Here is a 14,835-nt window from a genome sequence, read left to right on the forward strand (position 1 = left end):
GCGCGCAAGCGCGATTTGCACGCGGCGCCGGCATCGTCGCCTCCATGATCGAGTAAGTTATACTCAATTGAGAAAATAAGTGGGCGCGGCCTTAGGGTCGCGCTTATTTTTTCAAGACCATGTTGACGATTCGGGCGGGACGTTGTATGCCCCGCCTCACACAAAGCGGAGGGGCTTTATTGCCCGTCTGTCTTTTGGCTCTGCTAGGTTTTGTGGCTCCCAGGAGCTGCGCGGGTAGGGCCCTGATACGGTAAAGTGACAGAGGATTGCCTCTGTGATTTTTGACAATACGGGGCCGACCAGCATTGGTAATTCACTGTCTCTGCGTATGCGGGACGCAAGAAAAGAAACAAGGACAAGTCGAATGAACGGCCAGAATATCCGCATCCGCCTCAAGGCGTTTGACCACCGGGTTCTCGATGCCTCCACGCGCGAGATCGTTTCGACCGCGAAGCGTACCGGTGCAAGCGTTCGCGGCCCGGTACCGCTTCCGACCCGTATTGAAAAATTCACCGTCAACCGTTCGCCCCACGTGGACAAGAAGAGCCGTGAACAGTTCGAGATGCGTACGCACAAGCGTCTTCTCGACATCGTAGATCCGACCCCGCAGACCGTTGATGCTCTGATGAAGCTCGACCTTGCTGCTGGCGTGGACGTCGAAATCAAGCTTTAAAAAGAATTCCGGCGAGAGCCGTAATAACAAGGAAGGTACGTGGCAAGACCTGCCAACGTCTTCTCGAAACGGGAAACCTGAAGGCCTGGAAGGGCTGGAATGGAATCCTTAAACAAAGAGGCAAGTCCGGGCTGCGAAGCCTCGACGGGACTCTCAAGAGGAATGAACCGATGCGTTCAGGTGTTATTGCACAGAAAGTAGGGATGACCCGGGTCTATAATGACGCCGGTGAGCATATCCCTGTGACAGTACTGCGCTTGGATAACTGCCAGGTGGTGGCCCAGCGTACGGTCGAGAAGCACGGCTACGTCGCCGTACAGCTCGGCGCTGGCCAGGCCAAGGTAAAGAATACATCCAAGGCGATGCGTGGCAATTTTGCCGCTGCAAATGTTGAGCCCAAGGCCAAGCTCGTTGAATTCCGTGTATCGGAAGAAAACCTCATCGATGTCGGCGCCCAGATCACTGCCGGTCACTTCGCTGCCGGCCAGCTCGTTGACGTGACGGGTACGACGATCGGTAAAGGTTTTGCCGGTGCCATGAAGCGTCACAACTTCGGTGGTCTGCGTGCGACGCACGGTGTTTCGGTTTCGCACCGTTCGCATGGTTCGACGGGTTCGAACCAGGATCCGGGCCGCGTCTGGAAGGGCAAGCGTATGGCTGGTCACATGGGTCAGACCCGCGTCACCACCCAGAATCTCGAAGTCGTTTCGACCGATGAAGATCGCGGTCTGATCCTTGTTAAGGGCGCAGTGCCCGGCTCCAAGGGTTCCTGGATCATCGTGCGCGACGCCGTCAAGTCGGCTGCGAAGTAAGGGAGCCTGTCATGGAACTCAACGTCAAGACACTCGATGGCAAGGATGCGGGCAAGGTTTCCCTCTCCGACGCCATTTTCGGCCTCGAGCCGCGTGAAGACATCATCGCCCGCATGATTCGTTGGCAGCTTGCCAAGAAGCAGCAGGGTACGCACAAGTCCAAGGGTCGGTCGGAAGTTTCCCGTACCGGTTCCAAGATGTACAAGCAGAAGGGTACGGGTCGCGCTCGTCACCATTCCGCTCGCGCTCCGCAGTTCCGCGGCGGTGGTAAGGCTCATGGTCCGGTTGTTCGCAGCCACGAAATCGACCTGCCCAAGAAGGTTCGCGCTCTCGCTCTGCGTCACGCTCTTTCTGCAAAGCTCAAGGCTGACGAACTGATCATCGTAGATCAGCTTGTTGCTTCTGAAGCCAAGACGAAGGCCCTGGTCGTTTCGTTCGAGGCTCTGGGCCTCAGCAACGCTCTGGTCATCGGTGGCACCGAACTCGACACCAATTTCCAGCTCGCAGCCCAGAACATCCCTAACGTCGATGTTCTCCCGGTTCAGGGCATCAATGTTTACGACATCCTGCGTCGTGGCAAGCTCGTGCTTTCCAAGGCTGCGGTTGAAGCTCTGGAGGAGCGGTTCAAATGACTGATCTTCGCCACTACGACGTGATCGTTTCCCCTTCGATCACGGAAAAGTCCACCACGGTGTCTGAATACAACCAGGTGGTCTTCAACGTTGCCAAGACTGCTTCCAAGCCTGAAATCAAGGCTGCTGTCGAAGCTCTCTTCGGTGTCAAGGTCACGGCCGTGAACACGCTCGTCCGCAAGGGCAAGACCAAGCGTTTCCGCGGTTTCGCCGGTAAGCAGAAGGACGTGAAGAAGGCGATCATTACGCTCGCCGAGGGTCAATCCATCGACGTCTCCACCGGTCTCTGAGGAACAATAAAATGGCATTGAAAAGCTTCAATCCCACGACCCCGAGCCAGCGTCAGCTGGTCATCGTAGACCGGTCGGGTCTTTGGAAGGGCAAGCCGGTCAAGACATTGACCGAAGGTCTTTCCAAGAGCGGCGGCCGCAACAACTTCGGTCGTATCACCGCCCGCTTCATCGGTGGTGGTCACAAGCGCAGCTACCGTCTGGTTGACTTCAAGCGTCGCAAGTTTGATGTCGAGGGCACTGTTGAGCGCCTGGAATATGACCCGAACCGTACCGCGTTCATCGCTCTGGTGACATATTCGGATGGTGAGCAGGCCTACATCCTGGCTCCGCAGCGTCTGGCTGCCGGTGACAAGGTCGTCTCCTCCGAGAAGGCTGTGGACGTAAAGCCCGGCAACACCATGCCGTTGCAGTATATTCCGGTTGGTTCGATCGTTCACAACGTCGAAATGAAGCCGGGCAAGGGCGGCCAGATCGCTCGCTCTGCTGGCACTTATGTCCAGTTGGTCGGTCGTGATGCCGGTATGGCGATCGTTCGCCTGAACTCTGGCGAACAGCGCCTCATTCCGGGCTCCTGCCTTGCAACTGTCGGCGCCGTCTCCAATCCGGACCACGGCAACATCAACGACGGTAAGGCTGGTCGTACCCGCTGGCGCGGCAAGACCCCGCATAACCGCGGTGTCGTCATGAACCCGGTCGATCACCCGCATGGTGGTGGTGAAGGCCGCACCTCCGGTGGCCGTCATCCGGTTACGCCGTGGGGCAAGCCGACCAAGGGCAAGCGCACGCGCAAGAACAAGTCCACGGACAAGTTCATCATGCGTTCTCGCCACCAGAAGAAGAAGTAAGAGAGGTAGTCAGAGATGGCTCGTTCAGTATGGAAAGGCCCGTTTGTTGACGGCTACCTTCTCAAGAAGGCTGAGAAGGTTCGTGAAAGCGGCCGCAGTGAAGTCATCAAGATGTGGAGCCGTCGCTCCACGATCTTGCCCCAGTTCGTTGGTTTGACGTTTGGCGTCTACAACGGCAGCAAGCACGTACCGGTCAGCGTCAACGAAGACATGGTTGGCCACAAGTTCGGTGAATTCGCTCCCACCCGTACCTATTACGGTCACGGTGCGGACAAGAAGGCGAAGAGGAAGTAACGATGGGTAAGGCAAAAGCCGAACGTCGGCTGAACGACAACGAGGCGCAGGCCGTTGCGCGTACGCTCCGCGTCAGCCCCCAGAAGCTCAACCTGGTTGCTGCCATGATCCGCGGCAAGAAGGTTGACCGGGCCCTGGCCGATCTGACCTTTTCGCGCAAGCGCATTGCCGATACGGTCAAGAAGACCCTCGAGTCTGCTATCGCCAACGCTGAAAACAACCATGATCTCGACGTCGATCAACTGATCGTCGCCGAGGCTTACGTCGGCAAGTCGATCGTCATGAAGCGCGTCCATGTTCGTGGCCGTGGCCGCACGGCGCGCGTCGAAAAGCCGTTCGCGCATCTGACGATCGTCGTTCGCGAAGTTGAAGCCAATGGGGAGGCCGCATAATGGGTCAGAAAATTAATCCGATCGGTTTCCGTCTGGGCATCAACCGCACCTGGGATAGCCGTTGGTTCGCTGACAACGCCGAATATGGCCAGTTGCTGCATGAAGACCTGAAGATCCGCAAGTTCGTGATGCAGGAACTCAAGCAGGCCGGTATCGCCAAGGTGGTGATCGAGCGTCCGCACAAGAAGTGCCGCGTCACGATCCACTCGGCTCGCCCCGGCCTGATCATCGGCAAGAAGGGTGCAGACATCGAGAAGCTCCGCAAGAAGCTTTCCGAAATGACCAATTCCGAAACGCACCTCAACATCGTTGAAGTGCGCAAGCCGGAGACGGATGCCACGCTCGTTGCGCAGTCTATCGCGCAGCAGCTTGAGCGCCGTATTGCATTCCGCCGCGCTATGAAGCGTGCCGTTCAGTCTGCCATGCGTCTGGGTGCCGAAGGCATCAAGATCACCTGCGCAGGCCGTCTCGGTGGCGCTGAAATCGCCCGTACGGAATGGTACCGTGAAGGTCGCGTGCCGCTGCACACGCTGCGCGCCGACATTGATTACGGTACGGCCGAAGCTGAAACCGCATACGGCATTTGCGGCATCAAGGTCTGGATCTTCAAGGGCGAAATCCTTGAGCATGATCCGATGGCCTCTGAACGTCGCGCGCTCGAAGGTGACAATCAGGCCGCCCCAAGCCGTGAACGCGGCGAGCGCCGTCGCGAAAACGCTTGATTGACGCTGGCGAAAGATAAGCTCGGAGAAGTAAGAAAATGTTGCAGCCAAAGCGTACCAAGTATCGCAAGCAGTTCAAGGGCCGCATCAAGGGCGTAGCCAAGGGCGGTTTTGAACTTGCTTTTGGCGAATTCGGCCTGAAGGCTCAGGAGCCGAACCGCGTGAATGCGCGCGAGATCGAAGCGGCCCGCCGTGCGATCACGCGTTACATGAAGCGTGCCGGCCGTGTGTGGATCCGGGTATTCCCCGATGTTCCCGTAACGGCAAAGCCCACCGAAGTCCGTATGGGTAAGGGTAAGGGTTCTGTTGAATACTGGGCATGCCGCGTGAAGCCCGGTCGTATGATGTTCGAGATCGATGGTGTCAGCGAGGAAATCGCTCGTGAGGCTCTGCGCCTTGGCGCTGCCAAGCTCTCGGTCAAAACGCGCTTCGTACAGCGCATCGCAGAGTAAGGATCAAAGCCCATGAAAGCCGCAGACGTTCGCGCCATGAGCGCCGATCAGTTGAAGGATGAGCTTGCCAAGCTGAAGAAGGAGCAGTTCAACCTGCGCTTCCAGAAAGCGACCGGCCAGCTGGAAAAGTCATCCCGCATCAACGAAGTTCGCAAGGACATCGCCCGCGTGAAAACCATTGCCCGCCAGAAGGCGGCAGAAGCCAAGGCCTAAAGGAAGAAAAATATGCCGAAACGCATTCTGCAGGGCGTAGTTGTCAGCGACAAGAACGACAAGACCGTTGTTGTCCGCGTCGAGCGCCGTTTCGCTCACCCGCTGCTTCAAAAGACCGTTCGCCGGTCGAAGAAGTACAAGGCGCATGACGAGAACAACCAGTTTAAGGTTGGTGATGTTGTTTCCATCGAGGAATGCGCACCCATCTCAAAGGACAAGCGCTGGACGGTTGTTGCCGCCCAGGCCTGATTTTCCGATATTCTGGCCAGGGCTCTTGCGTTCTGGCCAGAATTCTGTATGAAGCACCGCAACAGCGCGCGAACGCTCCAACGAGCGTTCTTTTGCTTTGAGCGCAGGGAAGGTCCCGCAGGGAAACCACCTTTGCAAGATCATCCTTCGCTCCACTATCCGCGCACTTTTCCTGTCTTTCGGGGCAGCGAATCGGTGCGCATCAAGCTATTACGGCGTCCTGCTCATCTCCGATGGGGTGACGTGGTAAGTAATCCAGAAGCTGGGTTAGGGGGCTCTGCCCAACCGGTCCAGTATAACGAGAAGGCGACCTGACATGATTCAGATGCAGACTAACCTCGACGTTGCCGACAATTCCGGCGCACGTCGTGTCATGTGCATCAAGGTGCTGGGCGGCTCCAAGCGTAAGTATGCTTCCGTTGGCGACATCATTGTCGTTTCGATCAAGGAAGCTATTCCGCGCGGCCGCGTAAAGAAGGGTGACGTGATGAAGGCGGTTGTCGTTCGCACCGCCAAGGACATCCGTCGTCCTGATGGCAGCGTCATTCGTTTCGATAACAACGCAGCCGTTCTTATCGATAACAAGAAAGAGCCGATCGGCACGCGTATCTTCGGACCGGTTCCGCGCGAACTTCGCGCCAAGAACCATATGAAGATCATCTCGCTTGCTCCGGAAGTTCTGTAAGGAGCGATGACGATGCAAAAGATTCGTAAGGGCGACAAGGTCGTCGTACTCACCGGCAAGGACAAGGGCCAGTCTGGCGAAGTCCTTCAGGTTCTGCCAAAGGAAGACCGTGCGGTCGTTCGCGGCATCAACGTAGTCAAGCGCCATCAGCGCCAGACGCAGAGCCAGGAAGCTGGTATCGTAAGCAAGGAAGCTTCGATCCATCTTTCCAATCTTTCGATCATCGACAAGGACGGAAAGCCGACCCGCGTTGGCTTCAAGGTCGTCGATGGCAAGAAGGTTCGTTTTGCCAAGCGTTCGGGAGATGTGATCGATGGCTGAGACCAAGTATGAGCCGCGGCTCAAGGTTGAATATGTAAGCCGCATCCGTAAGGCCATGCAGGAGCAGTTCTCCTATGCCAACGAGATGCAGATCCCGAAGATCGAGAAGATCGTCATCAACATGGGTGTGGGTGAGGCGACTGCCGACTCCAAGAAGCCCACGGTTGCTGCCGCCGATCTCGCTGCGATTGCCGGTCAGAAGCCGGTCATCACCCGCGCTCGCAACTCCATCGCCGGCTTCAAGGTCCGCGAAGGAATGCCGATTGGTGCGAAGGTAACGCTCCGCGGCGCGCGCATGTACGAGTTCCTGGATCGCCTGGTCAACATCGCGCTGCCGCGCGTTCGCGACTTCCGGGGTCTGAACCCGAAGAGCTTTGACGGCCGTGGCAATTTCGCCATGGGCATCAAGGAACACATTGTGTTCCCTGAGATCAACTACGACAAGGTTGATCAGATGTGGGGCATGGACATCATCGTTTGCACGACGGCGACCAAGGACGACGAAGCTCGGGCTCTTCTGAAAGAGTTCAACTTCCCGTTCCGTCAGTAACCGTAACGACGAGCGTAGAAGAGGAACTTCGATATGGCGAAGACAAGCGCAATCGAAAAGAATAAGCGCCGCCGCAAGACCGTCGCTCAGCAGGCTGAAAAGCGTGCGTCGCTGAAGGCGATCATCATGAACCAGTCTCTTCCGATTGAAGAGCGGTTCCAGGCCACCCTCAAGCTGGCAGAACTGCCGCGCGATGGCTCAAAGACCCGTATTCGCAACCGTTGCGAAGTCACCGGTCGTCCGCGTGCGTTCTATCGCAAGCTCAAGATGTCGCGTATCGCGCTTCGCGAGCTTGGCAATCTCGGCAAGGTGCCGGGTATTGTGAAGTCGAGCTGGTAAGGAGACGGGTAACATGACGATGACTGATCCGTTGGGCGATATGCTCACCCGCATCCGCAATGGTGCCGCACGCCGCAAGGCCTCGGTTTCCACGCCTGCCTCCAAGCTCCGTGCCCGCGTTCTGGACGTCCTTCAGGCTGAAGGCTACATCCGCGGTTACTCCCAGGTCGATTACGGCAATGGCAAGTCTGAGTTCACGATCGAACTGAAGTACTATGAAGGTTCTTCGGTCATTCGCGAAATCGGTCGCGTTTCCAAGCCGGGCCGCCGGGTTTATGTCTCGGTTAAGTCCATTCCGCAGGTCGCGAACGGCCTTGGTATCACCATTCTGTCCACTCCCAAGGGCGTAATGGCGGACCATCAGGCGCGCGAACAGAATGTTGGCGGCGAGGTTCTCTGCTCTGTCTTCTAAGGCAGCGCGGAGATCTCCCTAACGAACAGACAGGATTTAAAAATGTCTCGTATCGGTAAAAAGCCCGTTCAGGTTCCCGCAGGCGTGACGGCGGCTGTAGAAGGCCAGAAGGTTACGGCCAAGGGTCCTAAGGGCGAACTTTTCTTCGTCGCAAATGACGACATCTCCGTTGCTCTGGAAAACAACGCGATCGTTGTTTCTCCGATCAATGACAGCAAGGAAGCTCGTTCCAAGTGGGGCATGTCCCGCACGATGGTCGAGAACATCCTCAAGGGTGTCAAGGACGGTTACGAGCGCAAGCTCGAAATCAACGGCGTTGGTTATCGTGCTGCCATGCAGGGCAAGAACCTGCAACTGGCACTCGGTTTCTCTCATGACGTCGTTTATGAGCCGCCGCAGGGCATCACCATCGCCGTTCCGAAGCCGACGGAAATCATCGTAACCGGGATCGACAAGCAGAAGGTCGGTCAGGTTGCAGCTGAGATCCGCGAATATCGCGGCCCCGAGCCCTACAAGGGCAAGGGCGTGAAGTATGCCGAAGAGCGGATTGTCCGCAAAGAAGGCAAGAAGAAGTAAGGAACGCGCGAAATGGCAAGCAGAAAAGAAGCACTTGTTCGTCGTGCGAACCGCGTACGGCGTCAGATCAAGGCGGTGGCAAATGGCCGTCCGCGTCTGTCGGTACATCGCACTTCGAAGAACATCTATGCTCAGGTCATCGACGACGTGGCTGGCCGCACCCTGGCCGCTGCCTCGACGCTCGAATCCAGCCTGAAGTCCGGACTGAAGACGGGCGCCGACGTCGCAGCAGCTGCTGCTGTCGGCAAGCTCGTTGCCGAACGGGCTGCTGCGGCTGGTGTGAAGGAAGTCGTTTTCGACCGCGGCGCCTTTATTTATCATGGCCGCATCAAGGCTCTGGCTGAGGCAGCCCGCGAAGGCGGTCTTTCGTTCTAAGAAAATTTTGTCCGGGTCTTGTGATCCGGATGAATTTCGGGCAATAGCCCGGCGTCCCGGATTTCGCTCCCTGGCCTCGAATGAGGGCAGGGGCGGAATTTTTTTGTAAACTGCCGTTTGCACCCGGAAAAGAAAAAGGAAAAGGACAATGGCACAGGATAAGCGTGGTTCGCGCGAAGAGCGTCAGAACCGTGAAGAGCGCGATAGCGAATTTGTTGACAAGCTGGTCGCAATCAATCGCGTTGCAAAGGTTGTTAAGGGTGGCCGCCGTTTCGGTTTTGCCGCTCTCGTCGTCGTCGGCGACCAGAAGGGCCGCGTCGGTTTCGGCCATGGCAAGGCTCGCGAAGTTCCGGAAGCGATTCGCAAGGCGACCGAAGCTGCGAAGCGCGATTTGATTTTCGTGCCGCTGCGTGACGGCCGCACTCTGCACCATGATGTTCATGGTCGCCATGGCGCCGGCAAGGTTCTGCTGCGGTCTGCCAAGGCCGGTACCGGTATCATCGCTGGTGGCCCGATGCGTGCGGTTTTCGAAACGCTCGGTATGCATGATGTCGTTGCCAAGTCCACGGGTTCGTCCAATCCGTACAATATGGTTCGCGCCACGTTCGACGCGCTGAAGCATCAGGTTCATCCGAAGGACATCGCTGCACAGCGTGGTCTCAAGTATGCGACCTTGCAGGCTCGTCGTGCCGCATCCGGCAACGCTTCTGAAGAATAAGGAGCTGGATAATGGCTAAGACTGAAGCAAAGAAGACGATCACGATCGAGCAGATCGGTTCGCCCATTCGCCGCCCGGAAATCCAGCGCAAGACGCTGATCGGTCTGGGTCTCAACAAGATGCACCGGGTCCGCACGTTGGAAGATACGCCTTCGGTTCGCGGCATGATCCGTGCTGTCCAGCATCTCGTTCGCGTCGTCGAAGAGAAGTGAGACGGGGGAATTTGTCATGAAACTGAATGAAATCAAAGACAACGATGGCGCCTCCAAGGATCGTATCCGCGTAGGTCGCGGTATCGGTTCGGGTAAGGGCAAGACCGGTGGTCGCGGCGTGAAAGGTCAGAAGGCTCGTTCCGGCGTTGCCATCAACGGCTTTGAAGGCGGTCAGATGCCGATCTATCGCCGTCTGCCGAAGCGCGGCTTCAACAATATCTTCGCATCTGAATTCGTCACCGTTTCCCTCGGTCGTATTCAGGCTGCTGTCGATGCCGGCAAGCTTGACGCCTCCGTTTCGATCGACGCTGCTGCCCTGAAGGCTGCTGGCGTCATCCGCCGCGTAAAGGATGGCGTTCGCGTTCTGGCCGACGGTGAGCTGAAGGCGAAGGTTTCTCTCGAAGTCATCGGCGCCTCCAAGGCTGCCGTTGAAAAGATCGAGAAGGCCGGTGGTTCGATCAAGCTGCTTGGCGCGACCGAATCTGCTGAATAAGTAAAAGCTGGATCGCCCGGGGTGCTTCACACCGGGCGATTTTTCTCCCATATGTGTGCCTCGTGACCCATGGGCGGCTTGGTCCGTCTTCCGGGAGATTCGGAAAGCAGAGGGTGAGGCATTCGGCTGCATTGCGGCCCTGACGCCTTTCTGTTTTCTGCGAGTTAATGAAATTTCTTCCAGTGCGCCGCTTTTTCGCTTGAGCGCCTGGTTGCTGTGTCGCGGAGAATTTGATGGCTTCTGCAGCGGAACAATTGGCCTCGAACCTGAATTTTTCAACCTTTGCCAAGGCCGAGGACCTGAAAAAGAGACTGTGGTTCACGTTGGCTGCCCTTTTGGTCTATCGGCTTGGGACGCATATTCCGCTGCCTGGGCTCAATCCTGAGGCTTATGCCCAGGCTTTCCGCGGTCAGGCGGGTGGTATTCTCGGGCTTTTCAACATGTTTTCCGGTGGCGCTGTACAGCGCATGGCGATTTTCGCTCTCGGAATTATGCCTTATATTTCTGCATCGATCATCGTGCAGCTCATGACCTCTGTCGTTCCCTCGCTTGAGGCGCTCAAAAAAGAGGGCGAGCAGGGTCGCAAGATCATCAACCAGTATACACGCTATGGCACCGTGCTTCTTGGCACGCTACAGGCCTATGGCATCGCTGTTGGTCTGGAACATGGCAACGGCCTTGTTAACGATCCGGGTCTGTTCTTCAGAATTTCGACTGTCGTCACGCTTCTTGGCGGAACGATGTTCCTGATGTGGCTCGGTGAACAGATCACGTCACGTGGCATCGGCAACGGTATTTCGCTGATCATTTTCGCTGGTATCGCCGCAGGTCTCCCTTCTGCCCTTGCTGGAACGCTTGAACTCGGACGAACGGGTGCGGTTTCCACGCCTTTGATCCTGACGGTCATCATCGTCGCTATCCTCGCGATCGCCTTGATTGTTTTCTGTGAACGTGCTCAGCGCCGGCTGCTGATTCAGTACCCGAAGCGTCAGGTCGGGAACCGGATGTTCCAGGGTGACACCTCGCATCTGCCACTCAAGCTCAACACGGCGGGCGTCATTCCGGCAATCTTTGCGTCATCGCTTCTTTTGTTGCCGGCGACAGCAGCCGGTTTCACCGGCAGCCAGTCTCTGCCTGGCTGGGCTACGGCAATTATTTCTGCTTTGGGGCATGGACAGCCGGTTTACATGGCGCTTTATGCCGCGCTCATAGCGTTTTTCTCGTTCTTCTATACGGCCATCGTGTTCAATCCGAAGGATACGGCGGACAATTTGAAGAAGCATGGCGGTTTCATTCCGGGCATCCGCCCCGGGGAGCGGACCGCCGAATATATCGATTACGTGCTGACACGCATCACAGTGATCGGCGCCATCTATCTCGTCGTGGTCTGCATTCTGCCGGAAATCCTCGTCGCGAACACCGGTGTGCCCTTATCCCTTGGTGGTACATCGCTTTTGATTGTTGTCAGCGTAACACTTGATACTGTAGCACAGGTACAGGGACACCTGATTGCCCAGCAGTATGAAGGCTTGATCAAGAAATCGAAATTGCGTGGAGGAAAGAGGGGACGATGAGAATCATTCTTCTGGGCCCGCCGGGAGCGGGGAAGGGAACCCAGGCGAAGCGCCTGACGGACAAGTACGGTATTCCGCAACTGTCCACAGGGGATATGCTGCGTGCGGCAGTCGCTGCTGGTTCAGAGACGGGTCTTCGGGCGAAGGCAGTGATGGATGCCGGCGGTCTGGTTTCCGATGCGATTGTCAACCAGATCGTTGCGGATCGTATTCGCGAAGCCGACTGTAGCAAAGGGTTCATTCTCGATGGCTATCCGCGCACGGTTCCGCAGGCGGTTGCATTTGCCGAGAATATGAAAGCGAGTGGCCTTCGGCTTGATGCGGTAATCGAACTCAAGGTTGACGAGGAAGCGCTCGTTGGCCGGATGGAGCGACGTGTCGCCGAGACGGTTGCTGCCGGTGGCACCGTCCGTGCGGATGACAATCCTGAGTCATTTCGCAAGCGTCTGGCTGAGTACCGCGAAAAAACAGCGCCATTATCGGCACATTACCAGAAAGAGGGACAACTCGTCGTTCTTGATGGCATGGCAGAGATGGACGCAGTGACGGATGCAATCGGGCAGGTGCTCGAAAAAGCCTGAGCGACAATCCAGTCGGTGCTGTGTGTTGCGGCTTTTGTCAGGCATTTGCAAAGCGTGGCGGCAGAGCGAGGGGTTTGTTTCTGGTGTTGACGGCTTGTGAATGGCGGGCCGCAAATATCAGAGTTCCCGGATGAGTGTGCTGGCGGCGGCCAGCCTGTAAGAATCTTCACGGCGTCGGTTGCTTTTCTCAGCCGATTCCGTTAAAGACCGCGCCAACTCGCAACATCACTGCGACCGGCGCGATCTTCCTTGACTGGAAGACGGGTTCGGTCTTTTGACTGTTGGGAACCCAAATTGTAATTGCGGTCAATCTGACCGTGTAACGAGACACCACTTGCCTGATGGCAACTGGAACGCAAGGAGAATAGACGTGGCACGTATCGCTGGCGTCAACATCCCGACGGCAAAGCGCGTTATCATCGCTTTGACCTATATTCACGGGATCGGCCCTAAGTTCGCGCAGGAAATCATGGATAAGGTCGGCATTGCTGCCGATCGCCGCGTTCATCAGTTGACGGACGCCGAGATCCTCGCAATTCGCGAAACCATCGACCGTGACTACCAGGTTGAAGGTGATCTCCGTCGCGAAACCGCGATGAACATCAAGCGTCTTATGGACCTCGGTTGCTACCGTGGTCTGCGTCATCGCCGTGGCCTTCCGGTTCGCGGTCAGCGCACGCATACCAACGCGCGTACCCGTAAGGGTCCTGCGAAGGCTATCGCTGGTAAGAAGAAGTAATTTCCGGCTTTGTCCGGGGTGTGAGGCCGGCGCGTCAGTGCCGGCCTTTCTTGGGTTTGGAGAACCGGTGATTCGGTTCTTCGGTGGAGCCGCTGGTGCTACGGCGGTGAAGAGATCAATGAAAGGGAAATGAATGGCCAAGGAAGCCACACGCGTTCGTCGTCGCGAACGTAAGAATATTTCGTCGGGCGTTGCTCACGTCAACTCGACCTTCAACAACACCATGATTACGATCACGGATGCGCAGGGTAATGCTATTGCCTGGTCGTCTGCTGGTGCGAAGGGTTTCAAGGGTTCGCGTAAGTCCACGCCGTTTGCTGCCCAGATTGCTGCTGAAGATTGTGCCAAGAAGGCTCAGGAACACGGCATGAAGTCGCTTGAGGTTGAGGTTTGCGGTCCGGGCTCCGGTCGTGAATCGGCGCTGCGTGCCCTTCAGGCTGCCGGTTTCATGATTACTTCCATCCGTGACGTCACGCCGATCCCGCATAACGGCTGCCGTCCGCGCAAGAAGCGTCGCGTCTGATCATTCTTCATCCTGCCGGTTCCGCCTGGGCGGCGCCGGTGCTTCTCATGCTCGGTCGTCACGATTGGATGGTGACGACGAACGGAAGGTAAAAATATGATTCAGAAGAATTGGCAGGAATTGATCAAGCCGAACAAGGTGGAGTTCACCTCGTCCGGCCGCACCAAGGCGACGCTGGTTGCAGAACCGCTCGAGCGTGGCTTTGGTTTGACGCTGGGCAACGCGCTGCGCCGCGTTCTCCTGTCGTCGCTGCGCGGTGCAGCCGTAACGGCTGTCCAGATCGATGGCGTGCTGCATGAGTTCTCCTCGATTCCCGGCGTTCGCGAGGACGTGACGGATATCGTGCTGAACATCAAGGAAATCGCCATCAAGATGGATGGTGACGACGCCAAGCGTATGGTCGTGCGCAAGCAGGGCCCGGGCGTTGTTACTGCTGGCGACATCCAGACCGTTGGCGACATCGAGATTCTCAACCCCGACCACGTGATCTGCACGCTGGATGACGGCGCCGAGATCCGGATGGAGTTCACGGTAAACAACGGCAAGGGTTATGTTCCTGCCGAGCGTAATCGCGCGGAAGATGCGCCGATCGGTCTTATTCCGGTGGACAGCCTTTATTCGCCGGTCAAGAAAGTGTCCTACAAGGTGGAAAACACCCGTGAAGGACAGGTTCTCGACTACGACAAGCTGACCATGACGATCGAGACCAACGGTTCGGTTTCCGGTGAGGATGCAGTTGCTTTCGCAGCGCGCATTCTTCAGGACCAGCTTTCTGTTTTCGTCAATTTCGACGAACCGCAGAAGGAAGTCGAAGAAGAGTCCGTGACCGAGCTGGCGTTCAACCCGGCTTTGCTCAAGAAGGTGGACGAACTGGAGCTTTCTGTCCGTTCGGCCAACTGCCTCAAGAACGACAATATCGTCTATATCGGCGATTTGATCCAGAAGACCGAGGCGGAAATGCTGCGGACGCCGAATTTCGGCCGCAAGTCGCTGAACGAGATCAAGGAAGTCCTGGCTTCCATGGGCCTGCACCTCGGTATGGAAGTGCCTGCCTGGCCGCCGGAAAACATCGAAGATCTCGCCAAGCGCTACGAAGACCAGTACTGAGCCAATAAGAAAGGCAGGTTTATCTCTGCCTTTTCCAGTCAAACTGCAGGCGT

Annotated in this window: 26 protein-coding genes; all 26 read left to right on the top strand. The window is 57.0% G+C overall.

The window, feature by feature from the left end; all coding sequences use genetic code 11:
• Positions 1-364: 364 nt before the first annotated feature.
• Positions 365-673: a 30S ribosomal protein S10 gene (gene rpsJ / locus T424_RS0118720; RefSeq protein ID WP_006728688.1), complete on the top strand. Its 309-nt coding sequence runs from the start codon at positions 365-367 to the stop codon at positions 671-673.
• Between the two features lie 170 nt (positions 674-843).
• Entirely contained in the window at positions 844-1,485 is a 642-nt protein-coding gene (gene rplC, locus T424_RS0118725; protein ID WP_027489061.1) for a 50S ribosomal protein L3, read from the top strand.
• 11 nt (positions 1,486-1,496) lie between these two features.
• Positions 1,497-2,117, top strand: coding sequence for a 50S ribosomal protein L4 (gene rplD / locus T424_RS0118730; protein WP_027489062.1), 621 nt, complete (start codon positions 1,497-1,499; stop codon positions 2,115-2,117).
• The gene (locus T424_RS0118735; RefSeq protein WP_027489063.1) at positions 2,114-2,407 is read left to right on the top strand and encodes a 50S ribosomal protein L23; all 294 of its coding nucleotides are present in this window, start codon (positions 2,114-2,116) and stop codon (positions 2,405-2,407) included. The genes rplD and T424_RS0118735 overlap by 4 nt, the downstream gene beginning before the upstream one ends.
• Before the next feature lie 11 nt (positions 2,408-2,418).
• Positions 2,419-3,255 carry a 50S ribosomal protein L2 gene (gene rplB / locus T424_RS0118740; protein WP_027489064.1) on the top strand — a complete coding sequence of 279 codons (837 nt, stop codon included), beginning with the start codon at positions 2,419-2,421 and terminating at the stop codon, positions 3,253-3,255.
• Between the two features lie 15 nt (positions 3,256-3,270).
• Positions 3,271-3,549: a 30S ribosomal protein S19 gene (gene rpsS / locus T424_RS0118745; protein WP_027489065.1), complete on the top strand. Its 279-nt coding sequence runs from the start codon at positions 3,271-3,273 to the stop codon at positions 3,547-3,549.
• 2 nt (positions 3,550-3,551) lie between these two features.
• Positions 3,552-3,941 carry a 50S ribosomal protein L22 gene (rplV, locus tag T424_RS0118750; RefSeq protein ID WP_027489066.1) on the top strand — a complete coding sequence of 130 codons (390 nt, stop codon included), beginning with the start codon at positions 3,552-3,554 and terminating at the stop codon, positions 3,939-3,941.
• On the top strand, positions 3,941-4,663 hold the full coding sequence (gene rpsC, locus T424_RS0118755; RefSeq protein WP_027489067.1) for a 30S ribosomal protein S3: 723 nt from the start codon (positions 3,941-3,943) through the stop codon (positions 4,661-4,663). Before rplV ends, rpsC begins: the two co-directional genes overlap by 1 nt.
• Positions 4,664-4,701: 38 nt before the next feature.
• A complete protein-coding gene (rplP, locus tag T424_RS0118760; protein ID WP_027489068.1) occupies positions 4,702-5,115 on the top strand; it encodes a 50S ribosomal protein L16 in 414 nt (137 codons plus the stop codon).
• A 12-nt stretch (positions 5,116-5,127) separates the two neighbouring features.
• Entirely contained in the window at positions 5,128-5,328 is a 201-nt protein-coding gene (gene rpmC, locus T424_RS0118765; RefSeq protein ID WP_027489069.1) for a 50S ribosomal protein L29, read from the top strand.
• 12 nt (positions 5,329-5,340) lie between these two features.
• Positions 5,341-5,577, top strand: coding sequence for a 30S ribosomal protein S17 (rpsQ, locus tag T424_RS0118770; RefSeq protein ID WP_027489070.1), 237 nt, complete (start codon positions 5,341-5,343; stop codon positions 5,575-5,577).
• 316 nt (positions 5,578-5,893) lie between these two features.
• Positions 5,894-6,262: a 50S ribosomal protein L14 gene (gene rplN, locus T424_RS0118775; RefSeq protein ID WP_018328276.1), complete on the top strand. Its 369-nt coding sequence runs from the start codon at positions 5,894-5,896 to the stop codon at positions 6,260-6,262.
• 12 nt (positions 6,263-6,274) lie between these two features.
• The gene (gene rplX, locus T424_RS0118780) at positions 6,275-6,583 is read left to right on the top strand and encodes a 50S ribosomal protein L24 (RefSeq protein ID WP_027489071.1); all 309 of its coding nucleotides are present in this window, start codon (positions 6,275-6,277) and stop codon (positions 6,581-6,583) included.
• Positions 6,576-7,133, top strand: a complete 558-nt coding sequence (gene rplE, locus T424_RS0118785) for a 50S ribosomal protein L5 (protein WP_037068444.1) — start codon at positions 6,576-6,578, stop codon at positions 7,131-7,133. The genes rplX and rplE overlap by 8 nt, the downstream gene beginning before the upstream one ends.
• A 33-nt stretch (positions 7,134-7,166) precedes the next feature.
• Positions 7,167-7,472, top strand: a complete 306-nt coding sequence (gene rpsN / locus T424_RS0118790) for a 30S ribosomal protein S14 (RefSeq protein WP_027489073.1) — start codon at positions 7,167-7,169, stop codon at positions 7,470-7,472.
• A gap of 13 nt (positions 7,473-7,485) precedes the next feature.
• A complete protein-coding gene (rpsH, locus tag T424_RS0118795; protein WP_027489074.1) occupies positions 7,486-7,884 on the top strand; it encodes a 30S ribosomal protein S8 in 399 nt (132 codons plus the stop codon).
• 42 nt (positions 7,885-7,926) lie between these two features.
• Complete coding sequence (gene rplF / locus T424_RS0118800) at positions 7,927-8,460, top strand: 50S ribosomal protein L6 (protein ID WP_027489075.1); 534 nt, start codon at positions 7,927-7,929, stop codon at positions 8,458-8,460.
• A gap of 12 nt (positions 8,461-8,472) precedes the next feature.
• On the top strand, positions 8,473-8,835 hold the full coding sequence (rplR, locus tag T424_RS0118805; protein ID WP_027489076.1) for a 50S ribosomal protein L18: 363 nt from the start codon (positions 8,473-8,475) through the stop codon (positions 8,833-8,835).
• Positions 8,836-8,983: 148 nt separating this feature from the next.
• Entirely contained in the window at positions 8,984-9,553 is a 570-nt protein-coding gene (gene rpsE / locus T424_RS0118810) for a 30S ribosomal protein S5 (protein ID WP_027489077.1), read from the top strand.
• Positions 9,554-9,564: 11 nt separating this feature from the next.
• A complete protein-coding gene (gene rpmD / locus T424_RS0118815) occupies positions 9,565-9,765 on the top strand; it encodes a 50S ribosomal protein L30 (protein ID WP_027489078.1) in 201 nt (66 codons plus the stop codon).
• A 16-nt stretch (positions 9,766-9,781) separates the two neighbouring features.
• Entirely contained in the window at positions 9,782-10,258 is a 477-nt protein-coding gene (gene rplO, locus T424_RS0118820) for a 50S ribosomal protein L15 (RefSeq protein WP_027489079.1), read from the top strand.
• A 233-nt stretch (positions 10,259-10,491) separates the two neighbouring features.
• Positions 10,492-11,832, top strand: a complete 1,341-nt coding sequence (gene secY / locus T424_RS0118825; protein ID WP_027489080.1) for a preprotein translocase subunit SecY — start codon at positions 10,492-10,494, stop codon at positions 11,830-11,832.
• Complete coding sequence (locus tag T424_RS0118830; protein WP_027489081.1) at positions 11,829-12,413, top strand: adenylate kinase; 585 nt, start codon at positions 11,829-11,831, stop codon at positions 12,411-12,413. Before secY ends, T424_RS0118830 begins: the two co-directional genes overlap by 4 nt.
• Positions 12,414-12,783: 370 nt before the next feature.
• On the top strand, positions 12,784-13,152 hold the full coding sequence (gene rpsM / locus T424_RS0118835) for a 30S ribosomal protein S13 (protein ID WP_027489082.1): 369 nt from the start codon (positions 12,784-12,786) through the stop codon (positions 13,150-13,152).
• Between the two features lie 133 nt (positions 13,153-13,285).
• Positions 13,286-13,675, top strand: a complete 390-nt coding sequence (gene rpsK, locus T424_RS0118840; protein ID WP_015915761.1) for a 30S ribosomal protein S11 — start codon at positions 13,286-13,288, stop codon at positions 13,673-13,675.
• Between the two features lie 96 nt (positions 13,676-13,771).
• Complete coding sequence (locus tag T424_RS0118845; RefSeq protein WP_027489083.1) at positions 13,772-14,782, top strand: DNA-directed RNA polymerase subunit alpha; 1,011 nt, start codon at positions 13,772-13,774, stop codon at positions 14,780-14,782.
• Positions 14,783-14,835 lie beyond the last annotated feature (53 nt).

The organism is Allorhizobium undicola ORS 992 = ATCC 700741 (genome assembly GCF_000621665.1).
GTDB classification, from domain to species: Bacteria; Pseudomonadota; Alphaproteobacteria; order Rhizobiales; family Rhizobiaceae; genus Allorhizobium; species Allorhizobium undicola.